This window comes from Paracandidimonas lactea (assembly GCF_021653995.1).
GTDB lineage: Bacteria > Pseudomonadota > Gammaproteobacteria > Burkholderiales > Burkholderiaceae_B > Allopusillimonas > Allopusillimonas lactea.
Map to the genome: position 1 here is coordinate 175871 of NZ_JAJJOZ010000003.1, position 20287 is coordinate 196157.

Here is a 20287-nt window from a genome sequence, read left to right on the forward strand (position 1 = left end):
GTTGATCTGATTTTCAGTTGGCAATCCCGGCTTTCGGGGCTGATGCTTTCGGGGCTGAAGTTCGAAGGTCCACCGATGTTGGGTCCGCTCCGCCACCGAGGGCAGCGAACAGCGCCACCTGGCTGGACAGCCAGGCGCTTCGGGCCTGCACCAGTTGTTGCTGCGCGATCAGCAAATCGCGCTTGGCATCGAGCACTTCCAGGTAGGGCGCGGCCCCACTGTCATAGCGCAACTGCGCCAGCGCGGCGCGTTCGGCCTGGGTCTGTGCCATGCGGGCCCCGATTTCCATCTGCTTGGCCAGCCCCTGACGCGAGGACAAGGCGTCCGACACTTCCCGGAATGCCGTCTGGATGTTTCTTTCGTAGGTGGCCACGGCCATGTCGCGGCGAACCTCCGCGACATCCAGGTTCGCCTGCAGCCGGCCCGCCGTGAAAATCGGCACTTCGATGACGGGGGTGAAAAGCCAGGCGCGGCTGCTGCTTTCGAACAGGTTGTTCAGGTCGGTGCTGGCGGTCCCCACGGACGATGTCAGGGAAATGCGTGGCAGGAACGCCGCCCGCGCCGCTCCGATTCTGGCGTGGGCTGCCCGCAGTTGGTATTCCGCAGCCCGGATGTCAGGGCGGGCCAGCAGCACGTCGGCCGGCAAGCCGGGCTGAAGGACACCCAACGGGGTGGTGTCCAGGGTGATGCTGACGGGTTGCAGCCCTGGGTCGGTGCCCACCAGCAACGCGAGCGCGTGCTGGGCGGCAGCGCGCTCCTGGTCGATCTGGGCGCTGAGTGCCTGCGCCTGGATCAGCAGGGTGCGAACCTGGGTGAGTTCCAGTTCCGAGGACGAGCCGATTTTTCGGCGCTGCTCGAAGATGTCCAGCGACTGCTGGCGGTTGGTGACCGCATCCTGGGCGAGAAGCGCCCGTTGCTGCAGTTCGCGCAGCGACAGCACAGCATCGGCCACCTGGCGGATCAGTGCGATCTGCACACTCTGGCGGGCTGCATCGGTTGCCAGCCAGTCGTCCAGGGCGGCATCTTTCAGGTTGCGGATGCGACCCCAGAAATCGATTTCCCAGCTTGTCAGGCCGACAGCGGCCTGGTACTTGGAGTGCGTCACCGTCTGGTCCGGTATCGGCGCCGCGATGTCGCGCGTGCGGACCCCTTGTCCCTGGGCGCCCATCGTGGGCAATAGCTCCGAACGCTGTATACGGTACGCGGCTTCGGCCTCGCGCACACGCAGCACGGCCAACCGAAGATCACGGTTGTGTTCCAGCGCCAGGCCGATCAGCCGGCGCATCTCCGCGTCCTGGAAATAGTGGGACCAGTCCAGGTCAGCCAGCGCCTGGGCGGTATTAGCGTTCGTGTCGGTTGGCCAGGCGTTGGCCACCGGCAGCGGCGGAACCTCGGTTTGCGGGGCCAGATTGACGCATGCCGCCAGGGCCAGCAGCAGACTGGCGGCGCCCAGGGTTCGGATGGCGGCGGCCCGGGTGCCGATGCAATGTTCAGTCGCAAAAAATGCCATGTCAGATCTCCTTAACGACTTTTTAGTCGATAATAGGAAAATGCTTCATGACCCAGATCAATGAGGCACCCGAATCACCCCCGAGAGTCTCCTTTGATGCCAGAACGCCAGTCTTCCACAAAGCCTGTACTTGAATCGCCGGTGGCGCCCGCCCGTCGCATCCCCAGAAATCGGCGCTTGCAGGCCCATGAGCGCCAGGAACAGATCCTGGATGCTGCACTTTACGAGTTTTCCAGGCAGGGGTACGGCGCTGCGCGGATGGACGACATTGCCGCACGGGCAGGCCTTTCCAAAGGAGGGCTTTATGCGCATTTTCCAGGCAAAGCTGCGTTATTCGAGGCGCTCATGCAGCGCATGATGCAGCCTGACCTGTTGTTCGAGGAGCAGTCACTGAACCAGTCTTCGTTTCGGGGCGGGCAATCGCCGCAGGCGTTGGCAGTGCTGATTGATGATTTTCTCGATCGTGCCTATGCAAGGTTGCGGGATGACCGTTTCATTCGTACCTTGCATCTGCTGATTTCAGAAGGGCCGCGCGCGAACGATTTGCTGGAGGCGTGGCGCCGGCGCCATCTTGAACTGCTGCAGCAACAACAGGGGGCGCTGCATCTGGCCGTCGATCAGGGGAAGCTGCGCGACAGTGCGCTTACGGACATGGTGCAGTTGATCCATGCGCCGATTTTGCTGGGGGCTGTCTTGGTTATGTTGCAGGACGAAAAGCATGCGAATGACGTGCTGCCCCGATTGCGATCGGCACATCGCCGCCTGTTGCTGGAGATGCTGCCGCGCGAGACGGATTCCGCTTGATCCGCAGCGCTGCCAGTCACCGGCAGTAGTAATCCATCATGCCGCCGGCCCAACTGCGGCCATTGGCGCCGCGGGGGCTTCCGGGGTATTCGCAGGCGGCGTACGTGTATGCACTCTTAATTGCTGAAATGGAAACGGTTGCGCCAGGCTTGATCCCGTCTATGGCCCAGTCGGTGCCGCAACCTTTGTTGTCGCACCATTTCACAAGTACGGGAAATCCGCATCCGTTGTATATGCGATTTGGATACTTGCCGTGCGCCGTTTTAAAACTGACGCATTGCGCCGCCAGGCGATATTCTTTCTGATTACTGGGTGAGGGCGCATCTTTGCCCTTGGCGGACGTGCCGCCGCTGCTTCCCGCAAGGCTTGCTCCCGAGGCTTGCGTATTGGCCCCTTGGCCGCCAGGGCGCACGCCCGATTTCCGCCCGTTATCACTCCCCGATTTCCCGCCAGAACTGTTTGTTGTGGAGGAGGGGGAAGCGGCCGCCACCAGATTGGAACCGGTTTTCTTTGCCTGTCGCAGGCATTGCATGGTTTTTGCGGTGAGTTGGCGTTCTGGAGAGGTGCTTGCTGCGTCGGCCTGGATGGTGTCTGTGAAGTACTTATCCTCCAGGTCATAGTTGGCCCAACCCGCAGCCAGGCCAAGGCATTCATCGTAAGTCAAATTTATGTAATCGTGCGGTCTTCTGCGCTGGCCATCCATGCGCGCTTGGCAATAGTTTGCGATTTCAGTCCGGCAACCTGAACTGGACGCGGTGGCATCTTTTCCTTGCTGTACCTGGGTTTTCTGGGCGGTTAGCGGCGGTTTGTTTGCAAGAATCAATGCCAGGTTTTCAGATGTGCGCGCTCGGGCGGTATCGCCATAGCCCAAACGCCGCAGCTCTTGCGCATATGTGAGATTAAAAACCTCCGGGTTGCATGTATTGGCTGGACAAGCCGCGGCTACCGCTTTGCGTTCGGCTGAAAGAAGGATCGGCCTCAATTGCTCCAATTGCGTCTTTTTTGTCCGGAACAACCTGGACAGCGGCGTGTTCGAATTGGCGTTGGCGATGTTTATATACTCGTCGAGCCTGGCGACAAAGCTTATCCCGCGCTCTATTGCTATATCAAATAGCTGCCGCGCGTGCTCGGCGTTCACCTTTTGGATCCACTCAATATGCGTTGTGTCGATTTGCGTGGACGCATAGGGGTATCGATTTACGTAATCCAAGTAAAGTTTGGTGATGGCTTGGGCTTCGTGGGGCAGAAAATGCGCCAAATGGACTGCTGAGTTCAGCAGATGCCCCGGCGAGAGGCGCTGGTCGTCACAGTACGGCGCGGTGGCTTTCAAGCCGGATACTGCCGCTGATACTTTTTGCCTTGACGACTTATCGCTACCATTGGCTCCCGAGCCCGATGCGGCGTTGGACAATACTGCTTCGTAGCCTGAAAGCTTTTGCTCACAACTCGACAGGGCGGCGGCTTCGGTGCCACCATGGACGGTGAACAAGCATGCACTCGTCAGCAATAGTGCGACTATGGAACAGCTATTCATGTGTTTTTTATTCATGTCAGCCTGATTTTTTGGATAGCAAAGCCACAGCGTATATATCGCAATCGCGCAATTATGCAGATTATCCACGAACGCGGTGCATATGGTAGAGGGGGGCGCGGGTTTAAAGTGCGGTTTTTGCTTACCCCGGTCGATCAGTATCCTGCCCCGAAATAGTGCTGCCAATTAATTCGACGGGCATATTTTGACAGCTGATCGGAATATGCCGTGGCTATTGGCATTTTTGCGGTCGGCGCCTATAGTGTCGTATCGCTGGCCCACCGTTTTCGGTAGCTAACGGGCGGGTCCTGTCCAGTCCGTCCAGCCCATCAACCCTCGACAAGAAATAATAGTAGGTGCCGCAAAAAACCACGACAAGCACAAGCCTGCTACAGCCTGGCACTGTTCCTGATCTCAGCTCGCGCGAATTGCAGGCAATTTGCACCGTCGCCGAATGCGGCAGTTTCATGGCGGCCGCGTTAACGCTGAATATCTCGCAGTCGGCGTTGACCCGTATTGTTCAACGGGTCGAAAGTGCATTGGGGCTGGAGTTGTTCAGACGTTCGACGCGCAGAGTCGAAATCTCGCCGGCGGGACAGGAGTTCGTCGATCTGGCAAATCGTGTTCTGTCCGATTTGCGTATTTCGTATGAGAACATGCAGGCCATCTCCGACGAGCACCGGGGTAGCATTATTATTTCCGCAGTCATGTCGGTTGCTTATACGCAAATGCCAAAAATCGTGGCAAGTTACAGGCTCCGCCGGCCCAATATCGAGATTCACCTGCGCGAAGGTATCCATGGCACCGTGATGGACGATGTCCGAAGCGGCGTAGCGGATCTTGGCATTACGTATCTCGACAGCATCCCGAAAGAATTTGCCGCAGTTGAACTGGGCAGCGAGGTGTTTCACCTGGTGATGCCTCGAAACCACCCATTGAGCGGCAAGGATGGCGTACGCATTGAAGACCTTGCCAATACCGCGTTGGTGTCTATGCCCAGGGCGGCTCATATCCGCAAGCTGCTCGACGGTTTGGCCTCACTTGCCGGTATGCGGCTTCATCATGCCATTACGGTGAATCAGTTCGCCACGATGATGCAGTGTGTGCGGGCAGGGGTTGGCATTGCCCTTGTGCCCAGCGGCGCTGTGCCCGCTGCGTTGAGCGTCGGGCTTATCTCGCGCCCACTGATCGAGCCGCAGTTGAAACGCGCCATTGGTGTTCTATCGCTCAAGCACCGATCACCCGCGCCGGCGGCGGCCGGCTTTCTTGCGCACTTGCGGGCTAACTGGAACGACGGGCAATAGCGTAATAAAGCCATTGGCTACACCGAATCGGTGTCGCCAGGCATCAACACTTTGCGAAAGTCGATGCCCATGCTCCGGCGATCCCCGGATCGCCGTGTGATGCCAACGCGATCAAAGAACTCCAGGTAGTGAATGGCGAGCCCTCGCCCTGTGCCGATCACGTCCCGAAAATCGGCGGCCGAAAATAGGCCGTCGTCTTTCTCCGCCGCCAGTTCGGCGGCAGTAGCAGCAAGTGATACAAGCGTTTCCTGGAGGCAGAAGCGTGCATCTGTAACACGCCAAATCAGCCCGGTGCGGCTTTTCCGGTGCAGAAAGTCCCGTACAGCATGCTCCGCGAGGCCGAGGTGTGCAGCGAGCTGGGCGAGCGAGAGCGAGTGTGCGCCCAGTGGATACAGTGCATCATGGACACGCTTCCACAGCTGGTCGTCCATTGGATTAGAGGATGCCTCGTGGCTTTGCAGACGCACCACATCGTTCGATAGAACGATAAGCTTGCGGTTTGCCAAACTGCGCACGAACGCCTGGAATGCTGTGGCCGGCATGCGCGGCGCAAGGCTCGCGTGAAGGCTTGCCATCGCTGCGCCCGCCGCTCGCGGGTTTTGTGCGTGGTACGTGCGCAGCGCTGCCATCAGCCGCGCCGTAAGTGCCTCGGCCATGGTACGGCTGATGGTGACGGGGCTTTCCTTGCCCAACTGTATGGCGCCTGCGCCACGCCGCACAGCCTCGGCGGCGGCAGGTGTTAGATTCATCGCGCGCACAAACGCCGGCCAGGCGACGCCACGCTCGGTCAGCTCGAGCAAGCCTGCAAGCGTTCGCTCGGGGGTGGCGCGTTCGTATGCCTGTAGTTCGGCCATCCTTGTGCCGCTGCGCGGCTTGCGCGCGGATACATATGGGTTGAGCACCACACCGCCCGCTACCGTAAGGTGTGCATCCTGGCTGCGCACGATAAACCGATCCGCGTGCCACACCGCCACGGGCCTCTCCATAAGCAGTCGGGCAAACCCGGTTTGGCCGGGGCCAATCCGCCCCGCACCCGGCAATACGACACGTGCCGGCATACTACCCGCGCCGTGGTGAAACTGTATTGGTGTCCTGTGTTCAAGCGGGTGCGCGGCACTGGCGAGCACATGTATCCGAACATCAAATCGTTCGGTTAGTTCATGGGCGGCTGGGTGCACAACCCAATCGCCTCGCTTTATCTGGTCTAGGCCGATGCCTGCCAGGTTTAATGCGCAGCGCTGTCCGTGTGATGCCGTCTCCGTCGCCGCGCCGTGAATCTGTATGCCTCGCACACGTGCGGCTTCCTGGCGCGGCGACACAAGCAAATGATCGCCGACCGAGACCGCACCCGCCCGGACCGTGCCGGTCACGACAGTACCACTGCCGGAGATCGTAAAGGCACGATCCACCGGCAGTCGAAAGTAATGATCTTCATCCTTGACGTGCGCCTGTTGCAAGGCAAGGCTTTTCATCCAGACGATCAGCGCGTCCAAGCCGTGCCCGCACGCTGCGGACACGGGAAACACCGGCGCCCCCGCAAGCCCGGTACCCGCCAACACTGCCCTGATTTCAGACGCGGCCGCATCCACATGTTTTGCGGGCACCAGGTCTGTCTTGCTGAGCGCGACTGCGCCGCGGCGTACGCCGAGCAGATCCAGAATATTAAGGTGCTCCAGTGTTTGCGGCATGACGCCGTCGTCGGCTGCCACCACGACCAATGCAGCGTCAATGCCTGAAACCCCCGCAATCATGTTGCGAATGAATCGCTCATGGCCTGGTACGTCGATAAAGCTGATGCGCAGGCCAGCGCCAAGGTCAAGATGCGCGAAGCCCAGATCAATGGTGATTCCACGCGCGCGCTCTTGAGGGAGACGATCGGTATCAAGACCCGTCAGCGCTTTGACGAGGCGTGTTTTCCCATGATCGATATGCCCCGCGGTAGCGATAATCACGTTCAGGCCTCCCGCCGAACCGCCTGCGAAACGCCGTGCCAAAGCAAGTGCATCGGCGTCATCATGCCGTCAACGGCCGTGCAGGCCGCTTGATAAGTGGCGGAAGAGAATGGGAGTCGAACCCACGCAAGATTGCCACGCAACCTCAACCGGATTTGAAGTCCGGCCGTCCCACCGGGAACGTATCCCTTCCTTCATGATCAGCCTAGCCAGCCAGGACCCGGATACGCTGTGCCGCGCGCTGCCCATCGGACACCGCGTCATTCAGCCATCCGGGAAACCCCGACCGCACCTGGCCTATTGCAAACAGGCCAGCAATATTCGTTTCCATGTCGTCGTTCACGATCAGGAAGCGAGCCCCGTCGCGCTGGGCTTGGACCGGTGCGATATCGCCGTTGGGCACCAGCTCCGCCATTGCGAACAACCCCGACGCGGCGACTTCTGTCTCTGCGCCGCGCGCATCCCGTACACGCACGCCCGTCATGCCGGCTTCGTTTCCAACGATCTCCGTGATACTGAGTTCTGGGTAAAGACTTATTTTGGGATCAGCGTTCACACGTGAAAGGTATTCCTCGCACGCGTCCGCGCCGGCGCGCATGTCCATGATCGACACCGCATCGCATTCCTCGGCGAGCAGCAGCGCGCTTTGCAGTGCCCAGTTTCCACCGCCCGCCACCACGACGGCCTCGCCGGTAAACATAGGCGCATCGCAATCGGCGCAGTGCGATACGCCCCGGCCGTTGAATTCTGCCTCGCCGGGAATGCCCAGCGTCTTCCAGCGTGCGCCGCTGGCAATGACGACGAACCTTGCGGCATACACGCCAGTTTCTGTCCGCACTTCGAACCCGCCATCAACGGCGTCGATGGCGGCCACCTCGGCAGAGATGCTGTGCACCCCCGCTTTTTTGTTGGCTGTCGCGAGCATGCCCGCAAACGTCATCCCCGATTCGCCCTGCGCGGCCTCGAAGTTTTCCAGTGTGTTGATGTTCACAACCAAACCGCCGAAGAACTCGGCCTCGATTGTTGCCACGTCAAGCCCCGCGTTTACCGCGTGGGATGCGCATGTCAGGCCGGCAATGCCTTCGCCCACAACAACCAGATCAAATTTCTGTGCCATATTTTTCTTTGAGCAAGGGTGCGCAAAAATCAACGCGTTGGATGCCATGTGTTCATGGAACACAGCGTATTGAGGTTCGATATTTTTTACAAGAACAGATTATCTCAATGTTCAATTGCATTACTGGCAATTATTCTTCGCTTGGATCAACCGCCGCGGCCTGGCATGTGGATCTGGTACCTGGCGTTTCTTTCGCAGCATATGCCTGAATCTGCCACCGTTATCGGCTGCATCTCGGTTTATGCGGAAAGCGCAATCGTCAGCGGAAATAGATTGTGCTTGTCGCCTGTATCCCGAGCGTCTACGCTTGATTGCACGATGGCTACGCCGCCTCTCTCTACGACCTTCAGCGATCAACGTATGAACACATCTGTCACCAGCGGCATCCTGGAATTTGAGGATGAAACCGAGGCAAATGAACGTTTCCAGCAGGAAGGCTGGACGGATGGCCTGCCCATCGTGGCGCCCACCGAAGCGCGCATGTTGCGCTTCGTCCAGGCGATGGGGCTTGATCCAGACTATGTGATTGGCACCGAACCTGTGCGGCGCCGAAATCTCACTGCTGAAAAGGTGGCAATCGCGGCCGTCATGGCTGGCTGCCTTCCCGAGTACATGCCGGTGGTGCGTGCCATCGTCGAAGCGATCTGCGAACCGCAGTTTGGCTTGCACGGCTCCACTGCAAGCACGGGTGGCGCGGCACCCATGATCATTGTCAATGGCCCGGTCCGCAAACAGATCGGGATGAATGCCACACATAATGCGCTGGCTAATGCCAGCCGTGCAAACGCAACGATAGGGCGTACGCTCCGGCTGATTCTGCTGAATGTGCTTGGCGGCATACCAGGGCAGCTCGACAGGGCCACATTTGGACACCCCGGCAAGTTCACATTTTGCCTGGCCGAAGATGAGGAAGACAGCCGCTGGCTGCCGCTGGCGCAGGAGCGGGGCATTGCTGCGGGCGCATCCGCGGTAACCGTCATGTCTGCTGTGTCTCCACATCAGGTCATGAATGAATGGACGCATGATCCGAAGGAGCTGCTGGAAACCTACGCCGCCGCCGTGCGTAGCAATATGCTCGAATACTCGATCTGGGCGGGCAACTATGCCATGGTGGTGGCCAAGCAGCATCGCGATGTTTTCAACAACGCGGGCTGGACCAAGCAAGACATACGGGAATATATGTTCGAGCGCTGCCGCGTACGACGAAAGCAGTGGCGCGACGTTGGCAAAGCGTCCATTGCCTCACTCAAGGACGAAGAGAAGGAGTATTGCGCCTTGCGCTCGCCGGACGACTTGCTCGTTGTCGCCGCGGGTGGGCCGGCGGGCGGCTTCGGGGTGATTGCGCCCCCCTGGATAGGCAGCAGATCTCTGGCGGTCACTGTGCAGGTGTCCGACTGAGCCGCATGACGATTCCCCGCATAGCTAGACGTTTTACACATCGCTAGACGTTTTACATAAAGGAGAACACCATGACACTGCGAGTTCTAGACCCACGCGCGTCAGCGGAAGGGGGTGCGCTTCGCCTGGCCCCGCCGCTCAAGTCGCTTGCGGGTGCGGTGATCGGGATGATTGATAACGGCAAGATCGGCACCGCCCAGTTTTTCACGCATCTGGCGGAAATCCTCCGTTCGCAGTACGGGGCGAGGGAGTTCTTGCGCGTGCGTAAACCCGATGCAACCAAACCCGTTCCTCCCGACCTTTTGGCGAGCATTGCCGGCGCGGACGCTGTCCTCGCCGCCATGGGTGACTGAGGCTCTTGTTCGTCGTGCAGTCTGCATGACGCCATTGAAGCTGAGCGGTTGGGGATTCCCGCCGTCGGCATAATGACTGATCGCTTCGTGCGTAGTGCGGAGTTGATGGGTGAGCTTAACGGCTTGCCGGGGTATCCATTTGCTGTTATCGATCACCCCATTTCCAACAACAGCGACGAGGTGCTTCGTCAGAAGGCTGAAGTAGCGGCCAAACAGATCGTGTCTCTTCTGACCGAGCGGGCCTCATGATGCCGCCGTATGAGTACTCCCTCATCAACGAGGGGATGACGCGCACGGTAACGCTTACGTTGAGAAGAGGTGCTCTGTGGGTGCACTGACGCATTTGCGCGTACTGGATCTGACACGGGTCCTGGCTGGCCCCTGGGCCAGCCAGATTCTGGGTGATCTGGGGGCTGACATCATCAAGATCGAACGCCCGGGCCAAGGCGATGATACGCGTGCATGGGGGCCGCCCTGGATGGATGTGCCGCACCAGGAATCCATGCCGCAATCGGCCTATTTCGCCGGTGCGAATCGCAACAAACGTTCCATGGCCGTTGATCTGTCTAGCCAGGAAGGCCGTCAGATTGTCAGCCAGCTTGCCGCGGAAAGTGATGTCGTCATCGAAAACTTCAAGGTTGGCGACCTGAAAAAATACGGGCTTGATTACGCAAGCTTGTGCGAGGCCAATCCTCGCATCGTGTACTGCTCCATCACTGGTTTCGGACAGTCAGGGCCTTATGCGGAACGCCCTGGATACGATTTATTGATTCAGGCGATGGGCGGATTGATGAGCATCACTGGACGTCCCGATGAGGAGACGGGCGGCGGGCCGCTCAAGGTGGGCGTCGCGGTCGCCGACATCCTGACGGGGCTTTATGCCACGGTCGGCATACTTGCCGCGCTCGCGGAGCGAGATCGATCTGGAATAGGCCAACACATTGATGTTTCACTGTTGGATGTGCAGGTCGCAACCCTTGCCAATCAGGCTATGAACTACCTGGCAACGGGAGAGCAGCCTCGTCGCTACGGCAACGCCCATCCGAATATCGTGCCCTACCAGGATTTCCCGACTTCAGACGGCTACGTCGTTGTCGCGGTGGGAAACGACGGCCAGTTTGCGCGTTTTTGCGACGCCCTCGGGGCGCCGGAGTGGGCTGACGATCCACGCTTTCGAACCAACACCGCACGCCTGGCGTCGCGGCAAGTGCTTATTTCGTTGATCTCTCAGCGCATGCGCGAAAACCCGTCAAGCCACTGGCTGCGTGTGCTGACCGACCACGCCGTACTGTGCGGGCAGGTGAACGAACTGCGAGAGGTGTTCGACCATCCGCAGGTCATACACAGAAAAATGAAGGTGCCCATTCCAGGTTGCACAGAGACCGAAGCGGCTATGGTGGGCAGCCCTTTGCATATGTCGCGCACGGGCGTCGAATATCGCAGGGCACCGCCCACACTCGGCGCACATACGCATGAGGTGCTGAGCACCGTGCTGGGTTTGAACCCAGAGACGATAGACGGTTTGCGACAACGCGGTGTGATCGGTTTGCATGAGGCGTAGCACTCCCTTATGCAAGAAGGGATGTCATACAAGAAAGCAAGATAGATGAAAGCAAAATAACCATCGGAGACATTATGCAATCCCAAACCCCCAAGCGGACGCTCTTCACGCGCCGCCACTTTCTTGCAACGACATTGGCCACGGTGGCCAGTGCAACAGGTGCGGTAGCCTACGGCGCCAACCCGCGCGGCAAGCCGGTGCGCGTCGTCGTTCCCTTTCCTCCGGGCGGCCCTACGGACATGATCGCCCGCATCGTGAGCCTGGCCATGGGCGAACAGGTGGGCAGCGCTTACGTCATCGACAACAAATCCGGCGCGAGCGGCATGATAGGCGCCAATGCCGTCGCCAAGGCGCAAGCAGACGGCTCAACGCTTCTGATGAACGTCTCCGCGCACGTCATCAACCCGCTGATCTATAAAGAAGTGCTGGACGATCCCTTGAAAGATTTCACGCCGATCACCAAGCTTGCTTCCACGCCCATCCAACTGGTCGTCAGCGCGGATTCGCCCTTCAAGACATTCGAGGATCTCGTCACGGCCGTTAAAGCCAATCCCGAGAAATATACGTTCGCTTCCTCAAGCATCGGCGCGCCCGGTCATCTGACGGGAGAGCTTTTCAAACAGGCCATTAAACGCAACATTACCCACGTGCCGTATAAAGGGTCGGCACCGGCCCTGACCGATGTCATCGGCGGCCAAGTAAGCTATATGTTCGACTCCATGCCATCGTCGATCAACTTCGTGCGCAGCGGAAGACTGCGGGCCCTGGGCGTTACCGCCCACGAGCGGGTTCCCAGCCTGCCCGACGTACCGACATTCGCGGAGCTCGGCTACCCCACCTTGAATCTAAGCACGTGGTACGGCCTGTGGGCACCCGCCAATACCCCTGAGGCTATTGTGCAGGCGGTGTACGCCAACGCAAAGAAAGCGTTGACCGCCGCGGCTGTCATCAAGCAGCTGGAGCAGATACAGGCCTACCCCGGCGGCGAGGATCCTCAGGCGTTCTCGAACTTCTGTCGTGAAGAGACCACGCGTTACGCATCCATCATCCAGGCGGCCGGCATAAAACCGGTATGATCGCTGGCGGCCAGCTGTAGTGGCGGACGGAGGACGGTGGACGGCGGACTTGGGCTTTGCCGCCCACGCTCACGCGACGCGTGCCATGGGATTGGCGAGTATCATTTCAGCCATTCAGGCGGGGATCATGCCGTTCGATGCGCTACTGGGATGGCATTGGCGACTGCCTGGCCCGGGCGTATGCAACGCTGGAGCACATTGATAATGATTGACCACCTGGATCACCTGGTTCTAACTACCACGGACGAGCAGGCCTGCATTGATTTCTACAGCGGCTTGCTGGGGATGCGGCTGGAGACATTCGGCGGCGGGCGCAAGGCGCTTATTTTCGGCAGGCAGAAGATCAATATCCATGTCAAAGGCCATGAGTTCGAGCCCAAGGCTCACACGCCCGTTCCGGGCGCGCTGGATTTATGTTTCATCGCCAGCCAGCCGCTGAATCAAGTGATTGCCACGCTGCACCAGCGCGGTGCGCACATTATCGAAGGCCCCGTCATGCGCACCGGTGCCACAGGCCCGATTAGGTCAATTTATCTGAGAGATCCAGACTTGAACCTGATAGAGATATCCGAACTGTGTGCATAGTTGGCTGCTTGCCGGGCATCCTGGTGCCCGGCGCCAACAAAGCAACGATGGCGAGCCGCCGCTCTGAACGTCCAGGATGCCCGCCGCAGCTTACGCCATCGCGTTTATTAGGCCGCATGATGGTTTTGATGGTATGAGGGGATTGGTCCGTCTGCATACCCGCTCTTCAAAAGTATTCGAAAACGGAATAGTGCATTAACACACAATCTATATTGTTCACCGGACTTGCGCCACTTAATATGCGCAGGCATAAGCACATTGATTCCGGAGACTTTCATGCGATTGGCCCGCGCGCTGTTCTTAACCTCCCTTCTGCTCGGTGGCGGTGCCGCCAGTGCACAGAGTTATCCTGATGCTTCCGTAACCATCGTTGTGCCATATAGTCCTGGCGGTGGAACAGACATCATGGCGCGGTTGATCGGACAGGAACTCAGCGCGGAGTTTGGTGTTTCCGTTGTCATCGACAACAAGCCGGGCGCCTCCGGCAATATCGGCACAAACTATGTGGCCAACAGCAAGGCCGATGGCTACACCTTGCTATTCACGTCGAGCGGCCACGTCATTAATCCATCCTTGTTCAAGAAGCTGCCATTTGATCCAGTCAAAAGCTTCGAGCCTGTTGCCCACTTGGCCAGTGGGCCGAGTGTGCTCGTGGTGAATGCCCAAAGCGGCTACAAGTCCACCGCTGATCTTGTGGCAGCGGGCAAGGCAGGCAAGGATCTCGCGTTCGGCTCGGCCGGCCTGGGGCAGCCGACACATCTCGTCGCTGAAAAGTTTGGCGTCGCCACAGGCTTGAGACTGCTTCACATACCTTACAAAGGCAGTGGCGCTGCCGAGATAGCGGTGGCCGGCGCGGAGATAGATTTTCTCATCGACAGCATCCCCGCGGCGCTGCCTTTCATCCGTTCCGGAAAAACCCGCGCGCTGGCAGTCACAGGACAACAACGCTTTCCCATTGATGCGTTGACCTCGGTGCCGACCCTGGCTGAAACTGGCCTCGGAGATTTCAGCTTTGTCACATGGTGGGGTGTCCTTGCCCCCGCACATACCCCTAAAGACCGCATTGCCACCTTGAGCCGCGCGCTTGAAAAAGCGATGCAGTCGCCTGCACTTAAACAGCGCTTTATCGAAATCGGCGCAACTCCCGAGGTCATGGCACCCGAGGCATTCAATGCGTATATCACCACTGAACTGCGCAGCTATCGCCAACTGATCTCAGACTTGAACATCCAGGCGCAGTAGGCGGCCGCCAGCGCCGCCAGCACCTGTCTCACGTTCGCTGCGGCGAGGCGTTCGGACGCGTGCGCGTTCCACCCACTACCTGATCACGTACAGCAATACAAAGGTTCACCATGCAGCCCAGCTATCGCGTCGGCATTGACGTCGGCGGAACATTCACAGATCTTTTTCTTCTTGAAGAAACTTCCGGAAGAACCTATAGCCATAAAGTGTCATCAACCCCGTCGCACCCCCACCTGGCACCGTTGCGTGGTCTGCAAGAACTGTTCGGGCGAGTCGGCATACGTGGGAATCAAGTTTCTTTCGTAGGCTTGGGGACTACTGTTGCGACCAACGCACTGCTTGAATGGAAAGTCGCGAAAACCGGCCTGATTACCACGAGTGGTTTTCGTGATCTGCTTGAGATTGCGCGACAGAAGCGCCCCGCCGTATACGATCCGCTTCAGCGGAAACCCCAGGTTCCGGTGCCGCGTGAGCTACGGCTGGAAGTGAATGAGCGCATGGGCCATGACGGTCGCATCATTACGCCTCTGTCTGAAGCTGATGTCAGCCATGCCGCGGATACATTGCGCCAAGCCGGGGTCGATAGTGTCGCCATCTGCTTTCTGAATTCATACAAAAACCCGGATCATGAGCGCAGTGCTGCGGAAATTGTGAAATCCGACTGGAAAGATGTGCACGTAGTGACCTCTTTCGATGTGATGCCGGAATTTCGGGAGTACGAGCGTTTTGTGTCAACCGCCATCAATGCTTCGCTCATTCCTGTTACCAGCAGCTATTTCGAGAAATTCAGTCATGCCATTTCGGAACTGGGAATCAAGGTCGCACCGAAAGTGATGAGCTCCAGCGGAGGCGTGTTCAGCCCCGAAATGGGAGGGCGGCGCCCTATTGATACGCTGTTCTCCGGCCCCAGCGGTGGTGTCAGCAGTGCTGAGTACATGGGCGCGCTGACCGGTTGTGGCGACTTGATCACCTTCGATATGGGTGGAACCAGCACCGAAGTGTGCCTGATTCATCATGGCAAAGCACAAAAGACCTATCAGCGCAGCATCAAGGGGTATCCGATCCGGGTTACATCCCACGATATTCACACGATAGGCGCCGGCGGCAGCAGTATTGCTCATGTTGATGAAGGTGGTTTGCTCAATGTTGGCCCTGAAAGCGCGGGGGCCAACCCAGGGCCTGCGTGCTACGAAAATGGCGGCAACCATGTTACGGTGACCGATGCCAATGTTGTGCTGGGGCGGCTGAATCAGCATTATTTGCTGGACGGGGCGTTGGCGATCAATGCCACGCGTTCGCATGAAGTGATCGCCAACGATATCGCTCAAACGAAAAACACGGGAGTGATCGCGGCCGCAAATGCGGTGGTTGCGTTGGCCGAAGCCAATATGGCCCAGGCGCTGCGTGTGGTATCGGTCGAGCGTGGCATTGACCCGTCCGGCTTCACGCTGATCGCGCTGGGTGGCGCGGGCCCGCTGCATGCCGCATCCGTTGCGCGCGAAGTAGGCATGGCTCGCGTGCTGATTCCGCGCAATGCGGGCGTCTTCTGCGCGCTTGGCGTGCTGACCAAGGACATTCAACAGAATCTGAGTCAGACGATTTTGCTTCAGCAGTCCGATCCCGCTGTCCATAAGATCATGAATCACACCTTCGTCTCCATGGAGGCACATGCGCGTGGCAACCTCGACGCTGATTACCTCGATCTTTCGACCTTGTATTTTGAACGCCATGCCGATGTGCGCTACTGCGGACAGAATCATGAAATTACGGTTGCTGTCCCCAGCGGCCCTATTGATTGCGACAGCATCGAACACATACGTCAGAACTTTCATTGCGCACACGAAGACCTGTACGGCTATCGACAACCCGAAGGGCACATCGATATTGTCACCCTGCGGCTGGATGCCATCGTACCCGTTCCGCGGCCTAGCCTGGAGCAAGGCCAAGCCGATACGGCGAGCCTGCCCGCCGCAATAAGCTTTCGAGAAACAGTCTTTGACGGCGAATCGCGAGTGCGTTGCCCGGTATATCACCGGGATATGCTTCAGCCGGGACACCGATTGACCGGACCCGCCATCATTGAGCAGATGGACAGCACCACGATCATACCGCCGGGATTTTATGCCTGCGTGGATCCGTGGCTCAACCTGGAAATAACCTGGGAACGCGCCTAGGTGGCGCCGCCACTGTACTCTTTGGATCACGAAACATGCAGACCGGAACAACCGAGATAATTTCAAGCGCGCTGAATGCGGGTACAGCGGAAATGCTTGCCAGCCTTATCAGAACCGCCTATTCCCCCAACATCAAAGAGCGCGGCGATTGCTCGACCGCAATTTGCGACATTGGAGGGCGCACACTTTCGCTGGCGGCTAATGCGCCCGCGCATCTAGGCGCGACACTCAGACTGGTACCGCAGATACTCAAACGTTTTCCTGCGGACGCGCTGCGGCCCGGCGATGTGTTTCTGGCCAATGATCCTTATATCGTGGGCGTTACTCATCTGAATGACTGTACCGTGGCCGTCCCCGTCTTTGTTGGCGAGCAGCCCGTCGCGTTCGCCATTGCTGTGGCGCACCACTCTGACGTCGGCGGGCGCGTGCCCGGCAGTGAGGCAGGAGATTCGGTCAGCATTTTTCAGGAAGGAATACGAATTCCGCCGCTGCGCATCTACACGGCAGGCGTTCGCAACTCCGATGTGATTGAGTTGTTCTTGCTGAACTCGCGCACGCCGCACTTCAGCCGCGGCGACTTGGCTGCGCAGGTGGCGGCAGTGGAGCGCGGCGCCGGCAGGCTGGGGCAGCTGTATGCCAAGTATGGCTGTGATGCCATGGGCAGCTCGATCGACGATATGTTGAACAGTACCGAAAAACGTGTCACGGAGCGTATTCGAAACAGCATGCGCCCCGGTACGTACTCCGCAACTGACTGGCTGGATGAAGACGGCGTATCCGACGAGCCCGTCCTGCTGGCCGCCGAAGTAACTATTGACGAGGGGCATATTCTGGTGGATCTGTCGGGCTGCGCTCCCCAGATAGGAAGCGGCAAGAATGTACCCTGGCCGCATACCCTAGCCACCGTGTATTACATGCTGAAAAGCTTTGTCGATCCCCGTGGGCCGATCAACGAAGGCTTGTTTCGGGCGGTGCAGGTGCTCGCACCCGAGGGGCGGGTGGTTAACCCGATTGCGCCGGCGGCGGTTAGCTCGCGTAACGTTACCTCAATGATTCTGGCTGACGTACTGATGAACGCCATTGGTCAGGCATGCCCACCTAGGCAGATGGCGTTCAACGGGCCGTTTCAGGGGACGATTCTTTCGGGCAATGACCCTAGAACCGGTGCGTTCTTCATTGATTATGAGAATTTCTGTGGAGGGCAGGGCGCAAGTCGTTATGCCGATGGCATGGATGCCGTGCACGTGCATATGACCAACACCTCGAACTTGCCGGTTGAGTCGATGGAATTGGAATTCCCCGTGATTGTGGAACGCTATGCGCTTGCGGAGAACTCGGGCGGCCCGGGTCAGTACCGAGGTGGTATGGGTATCGTGCGCGATCTGCGGCTCTACGGAGAAGATATGACCGTGGCGCTGCGCAGCGCCCGGCAGAAATTTCATGCCAAGGGCATAAACGGCGGCCGACCCGGCGCATTGGGCGCGTTCATTTTGAACCCTGGCACGGCCCGGGAACAACGGCTGCCATCCACCAGCTCAGCGACACCCTTACAAAGAGGTGACCTCTTACGTATAGTGACACCAGGTGGAGGTGGTGCGGGCGAACCCGCATTGCGGACATCCCAAGCCATACGTTCTGATTGCCTGCAAGGAAAAATTTCGGCAGACGCCGTGGTAGACCACTATGGGCAAAAAACATCTTGACGTCATGGACCTCCAAATATTTCAGGCGATTATGTCCGAGGGCAACGTCTCGCGGGCATCCAACAGCCTGCGGTTAAGCCAGTCGGTTGTCAGCAAAGGACTTTCCAACCTGCGGCTGATTTTCCGAGACCCACTGTTCGTTCGCTCCGGAACCTGCATGCTCCCGACGCACAAGGCGCTGGAGATCCATCATAACGTCAGCCAGTCGGTCAGCCTGTTGGAAGATATTCTGTCGGATCACCCCCACTTCGAGCCAGGCTCGGCGACGGTGCATTTTTCGGTGGGTATCTCCGATTATGGCTCGTATGTGCTGCTCCCGGACTTGATCAAGTCGTTGGCGAAGAGTGCGCCTAACGTCACGCTGAAGACGATAGACATCAATACCTATACTGCAGAAGAACTTTTGCTCACCAGCAAGGTTGATCTATGCCTGGCGTCGGATGCGTCGTTCACACACCCCATCCGTCACGCCGAGCTTTTTCGGGATGAATTCGTGTGCCTTATGCGCGCTGACCACCCGTTGGCGAATGCTGCCATGGGTGTCAATGAATTCCTGGGGTGCAAACACTTGGTCATGCCGCGGCAAGGCGGCGGCGCCACAGGCGTGGTTGAACAGGCGCTTGCCGCGCTGGGCAGGCAGCGGCAGGTGGCGGCTCGGGTTTCTTCATTGCTTTCCATACCCGATATTCTTGCTGGCACAGATCTGCTTTTGACAACGACCTCCAAGGTCGCAATGAAGCTTCAGAAACATGCCGATCTGGTTCTCTGTCCGCATCCGCTTTCTTTGCCGACGCTGCGATTCACGCAGCTATGGCATGCCAGAAGCGATCGCAGCGCGTCGCACAGGTGGCTGCGTGAGCAAGTATATGCGTGCGCGAACCACTGCGCTGCCGCGCCTCATTGAGGTGCGGCAACACGCGCATATGCCCATACCGCTTGTGAAAACTCACGAGCGTTTTAACTTCAGCACCTGGAGAAAGATCATGTCCAATGTTCGCCGTACATTTCTGATTCGCTTGATCGCCGGAGGCATCGCGCTTGTGGGGCTTGCTCCCACAGTTACAGTCGCGCAAACCAGCTATCCCGATCGATCGATTACGCTGGTTGTGCCATACCCCGCAGGAGGCGGGAGCGATAACGTGGCGCGTCTGGTTGCTGCCAAGCTGGAGCAGACGCTGGGCCAACCCGTTGTTGTGGAAAATCGCAGTGGCGCAGGCGGAAACATCGGTACGCGGCTGATCGCCAATGCCAAGCCTGATGGCTATACCATTGGGCTGGCCACGCCGGGGCCGGTTAGTGTAGGTAAGTCGCTGTATACGAACCTCCCCTATGACCCGACAACCGCACTGATACCTGTAATTCTGCTGAACGAAAGTCCCTTGATTATGGCGGCGCACGGGAAGTTGCCCATCACGGACAATCAATCATTCACGAGATGGGCTGCGGCGCGGGGCGATGGCATCAATGCCGGCATCGGAGGCACGGGCTCGGTTAATCACCTGATGACAGCACTCTATCGCATCGAATCAGGTACGCGTTTGGTCGATGTACCCTATAAAGGCGGCGCTGAAGCAGTTACTAATACCATTGCAGGACATGTCGACGTGCTGTTTATTCCAGTTTCCGCCGTACTTTCGGCCGTCAGCGTCAAGCAGCTTGTTCCGCTGTTCATAACGTCGGCAGCGCGCAGCCCGCTGATGCCCGACGTTCCCGCGGCCCCCGAAATGGGTTTGAAAAACGTTGTAGGTAGCGCATGGAATGGCATAGTAGTGCCAGCGGGTACGCCACGCGAGGTAGTCGAACGCTTGAACAATGCACTGAACGCCGTGTTGCAGCGTGACGATGTGCGCGAATCTTTCAGAAAACAAGGTCTGGAAACCAAGGGTGGCAGTGCGCAAGACTTCAAAATATTCATTGAAGCCGATGCCAAGAAATGGCGCGAGGTGATCACCACCGCTAAGATTGAGAGGGTTTGAC

The 20287-nt window shown here is 58.5% G+C and carries 16 protein-coding genes, 1 tRNA gene and 1 pseudogene; 13 read left to right on the forward strand and 5 right to left on the reverse strand.

Features of this window, described 5'->3' with window-relative positions; translation table 11 throughout:
* Positions 1 to 13: 13 nt before the first annotated feature.
* Entirely contained in the window at positions 14 to 1510 is a 1497-nt protein-coding gene (locus LOL23_RS07675; RefSeq protein WP_160980136.1) for an efflux transporter outer membrane subunit, read from the reverse strand.
* A gap of 96 nt (positions 1511 to 1606) precedes the next feature.
* Here LOL23_RS07675 and LOL23_RS18965 point away from each other — a divergent pair.
* Positions 1607 to 1843 (forward strand): annotated as a pseudogene (locus tag LOL23_RS18965) (helix-turn-helix domain-containing protein); the annotation flags it as partial.
* 12 nt (positions 1844 to 1855) lie between these two features.
* Positions 1856 to 2314 (forward strand): hypothetical protein, encoded by a 459-nt coding sequence (locus LOL23_RS07685; RefSeq protein WP_237173503.1) that lies wholly within the window; start codon positions 1856 to 1858, stop codon positions 2312 to 2314.
* 16 nt (positions 2315 to 2330) lie between these two features.
* On the opposite strand, the gene LOL23_RS07690 is transcribed toward LOL23_RS07685, so the two are convergent.
* Positions 2331 to 3863, reverse strand: a complete 1533-nt coding sequence (locus LOL23_RS07690; RefSeq protein ID WP_160980140.1) for a hypothetical protein — start codon at positions 3861 to 3863, stop codon at positions 2331 to 2333.
* A 338-nt stretch (positions 3864 to 4201) separates the two neighbouring features.
* Between LOL23_RS07690 and LOL23_RS07695 the strand changes: the two genes are divergently transcribed.
* Positions 4202 to 5149, forward strand: coding sequence for a LysR family transcriptional regulator (locus LOL23_RS07695; protein ID WP_369414103.1), 948 nt, complete (start codon positions 4202 to 4204; stop codon positions 5147 to 5149).
* A 17-nt stretch (positions 5150 to 5166) separates the two neighbouring features.
* Here the strand turns inward: LOL23_RS07695 and selB are convergent, their stop codons facing one another.
* The 3 genes from selB to LOL23_RS07710 form a co-directional block, all read right to left on the reverse strand.
* Positions 5167 to 7101, reverse strand: a complete 1935-nt coding sequence (gene selB, locus LOL23_RS07700; RefSeq protein ID WP_237173419.1) for a selenocysteine-specific translation elongation factor — start codon at positions 7099 to 7101, stop codon at positions 5167 to 5169.
* A gap of 97 nt (positions 7102 to 7198) precedes the next feature.
* A tRNA-Sec gene (locus LOL23_RS07705) sits at positions 7199 to 7294 on the reverse strand.
* Between the two features lie 12 nt (positions 7295 to 7306).
* Positions 7307 to 8218: an NAD(P)/FAD-dependent oxidoreductase gene (locus LOL23_RS07710; protein ID WP_160980146.1), complete on the reverse strand. Its 912-nt coding sequence runs from the start codon at positions 8216 to 8218 to the stop codon at positions 7307 to 7309.
* A 360-nt stretch (positions 8219 to 8578) separates the two neighbouring features.
* Between LOL23_RS07710 and LOL23_RS07715 the strand changes: the two genes are divergently transcribed.
* The 10 genes from LOL23_RS07715 to LOL23_RS07765 all read left to right on the forward strand — a co-directional run bounded on the left by LOL23_RS07715 (position 8579) and on the right by LOL23_RS07765 (position 20286).
* On the forward strand, positions 8579 to 9616 hold the full coding sequence (locus LOL23_RS07715) for a hypothetical protein (protein ID WP_160980148.1): 1038 nt from the start codon (positions 8579 to 8581) through the stop codon (positions 9614 to 9616).
* 71 nt (positions 9617 to 9687) lie between these two features.
* Positions 9688 to 10218, forward strand: a complete 531-nt coding sequence (locus tag LOL23_RS19015; RefSeq protein ID WP_305072116.1) for a UGSC family (seleno)protein — start codon at positions 9688 to 9690, stop codon at positions 10216 to 10218.
* 76 nt (positions 10219 to 10294) lie between these two features.
* A complete protein-coding gene (locus LOL23_RS07730) occupies positions 10295 to 11530 on the forward strand; it encodes a CaiB/BaiF CoA transferase family protein (protein ID WP_160980154.1) in 1236 nt (411 codons plus the stop codon).
* A 74-nt stretch (positions 11531 to 11604) separates the two neighbouring features.
* Positions 11605 to 12606, forward strand: coding sequence for a Bug family tripartite tricarboxylate transporter substrate binding protein (locus LOL23_RS07735; RefSeq protein WP_160980156.1), 1002 nt, complete (start codon positions 11605 to 11607; stop codon positions 12604 to 12606).
* Between the two features lie 204 nt (positions 12607 to 12810).
* Complete coding sequence (locus LOL23_RS07740; protein WP_237173420.1) at positions 12811 to 13191, forward strand: VOC family protein; 381 nt, start codon at positions 12811 to 12813, stop codon at positions 13189 to 13191.
* Between the two features lie 276 nt (positions 13192 to 13467).
* Positions 13468 to 14433, forward strand: a complete 966-nt coding sequence (locus tag LOL23_RS07745) for a Bug family tripartite tricarboxylate transporter substrate binding protein (protein ID WP_237173421.1) — start codon at positions 13468 to 13470, stop codon at positions 14431 to 14433.
* A 110-nt stretch (positions 14434 to 14543) separates the two neighbouring features.
* Entirely contained in the window at positions 14544 to 16607 is a 2064-nt protein-coding gene (locus LOL23_RS07750) for a hydantoinase/oxoprolinase family protein (RefSeq protein WP_237173422.1), read from the forward strand.
* Positions 16571 to 18310 (forward strand): hydantoinase B/oxoprolinase family protein, encoded by a 1740-nt coding sequence (locus LOL23_RS07755; RefSeq protein WP_237173423.1) that lies wholly within the window; start codon positions 16571 to 16573, stop codon positions 18308 to 18310. The genes LOL23_RS07750 and LOL23_RS07755 overlap by 37 nt, the downstream gene beginning before the upstream one ends.
* On the forward strand, positions 18291 to 19214 hold the full coding sequence (locus LOL23_RS07760) for a LysR family transcriptional regulator (protein WP_237173424.1): 924 nt from the start codon (positions 18291 to 18293) through the stop codon (positions 19212 to 19214). Before LOL23_RS07755 ends, LOL23_RS07760 begins: the two co-directional genes overlap by 20 nt.
* A complete protein-coding gene (locus LOL23_RS07765) occupies positions 19126 to 20286 on the forward strand; it encodes a Bug family tripartite tricarboxylate transporter substrate binding protein (RefSeq protein WP_237173425.1) in 1161 nt (386 codons plus the stop codon). The genes LOL23_RS07760 and LOL23_RS07765 overlap by 89 nt, the downstream gene beginning before the upstream one ends.
* Position 20287: the final 1 nt, after the last annotated feature.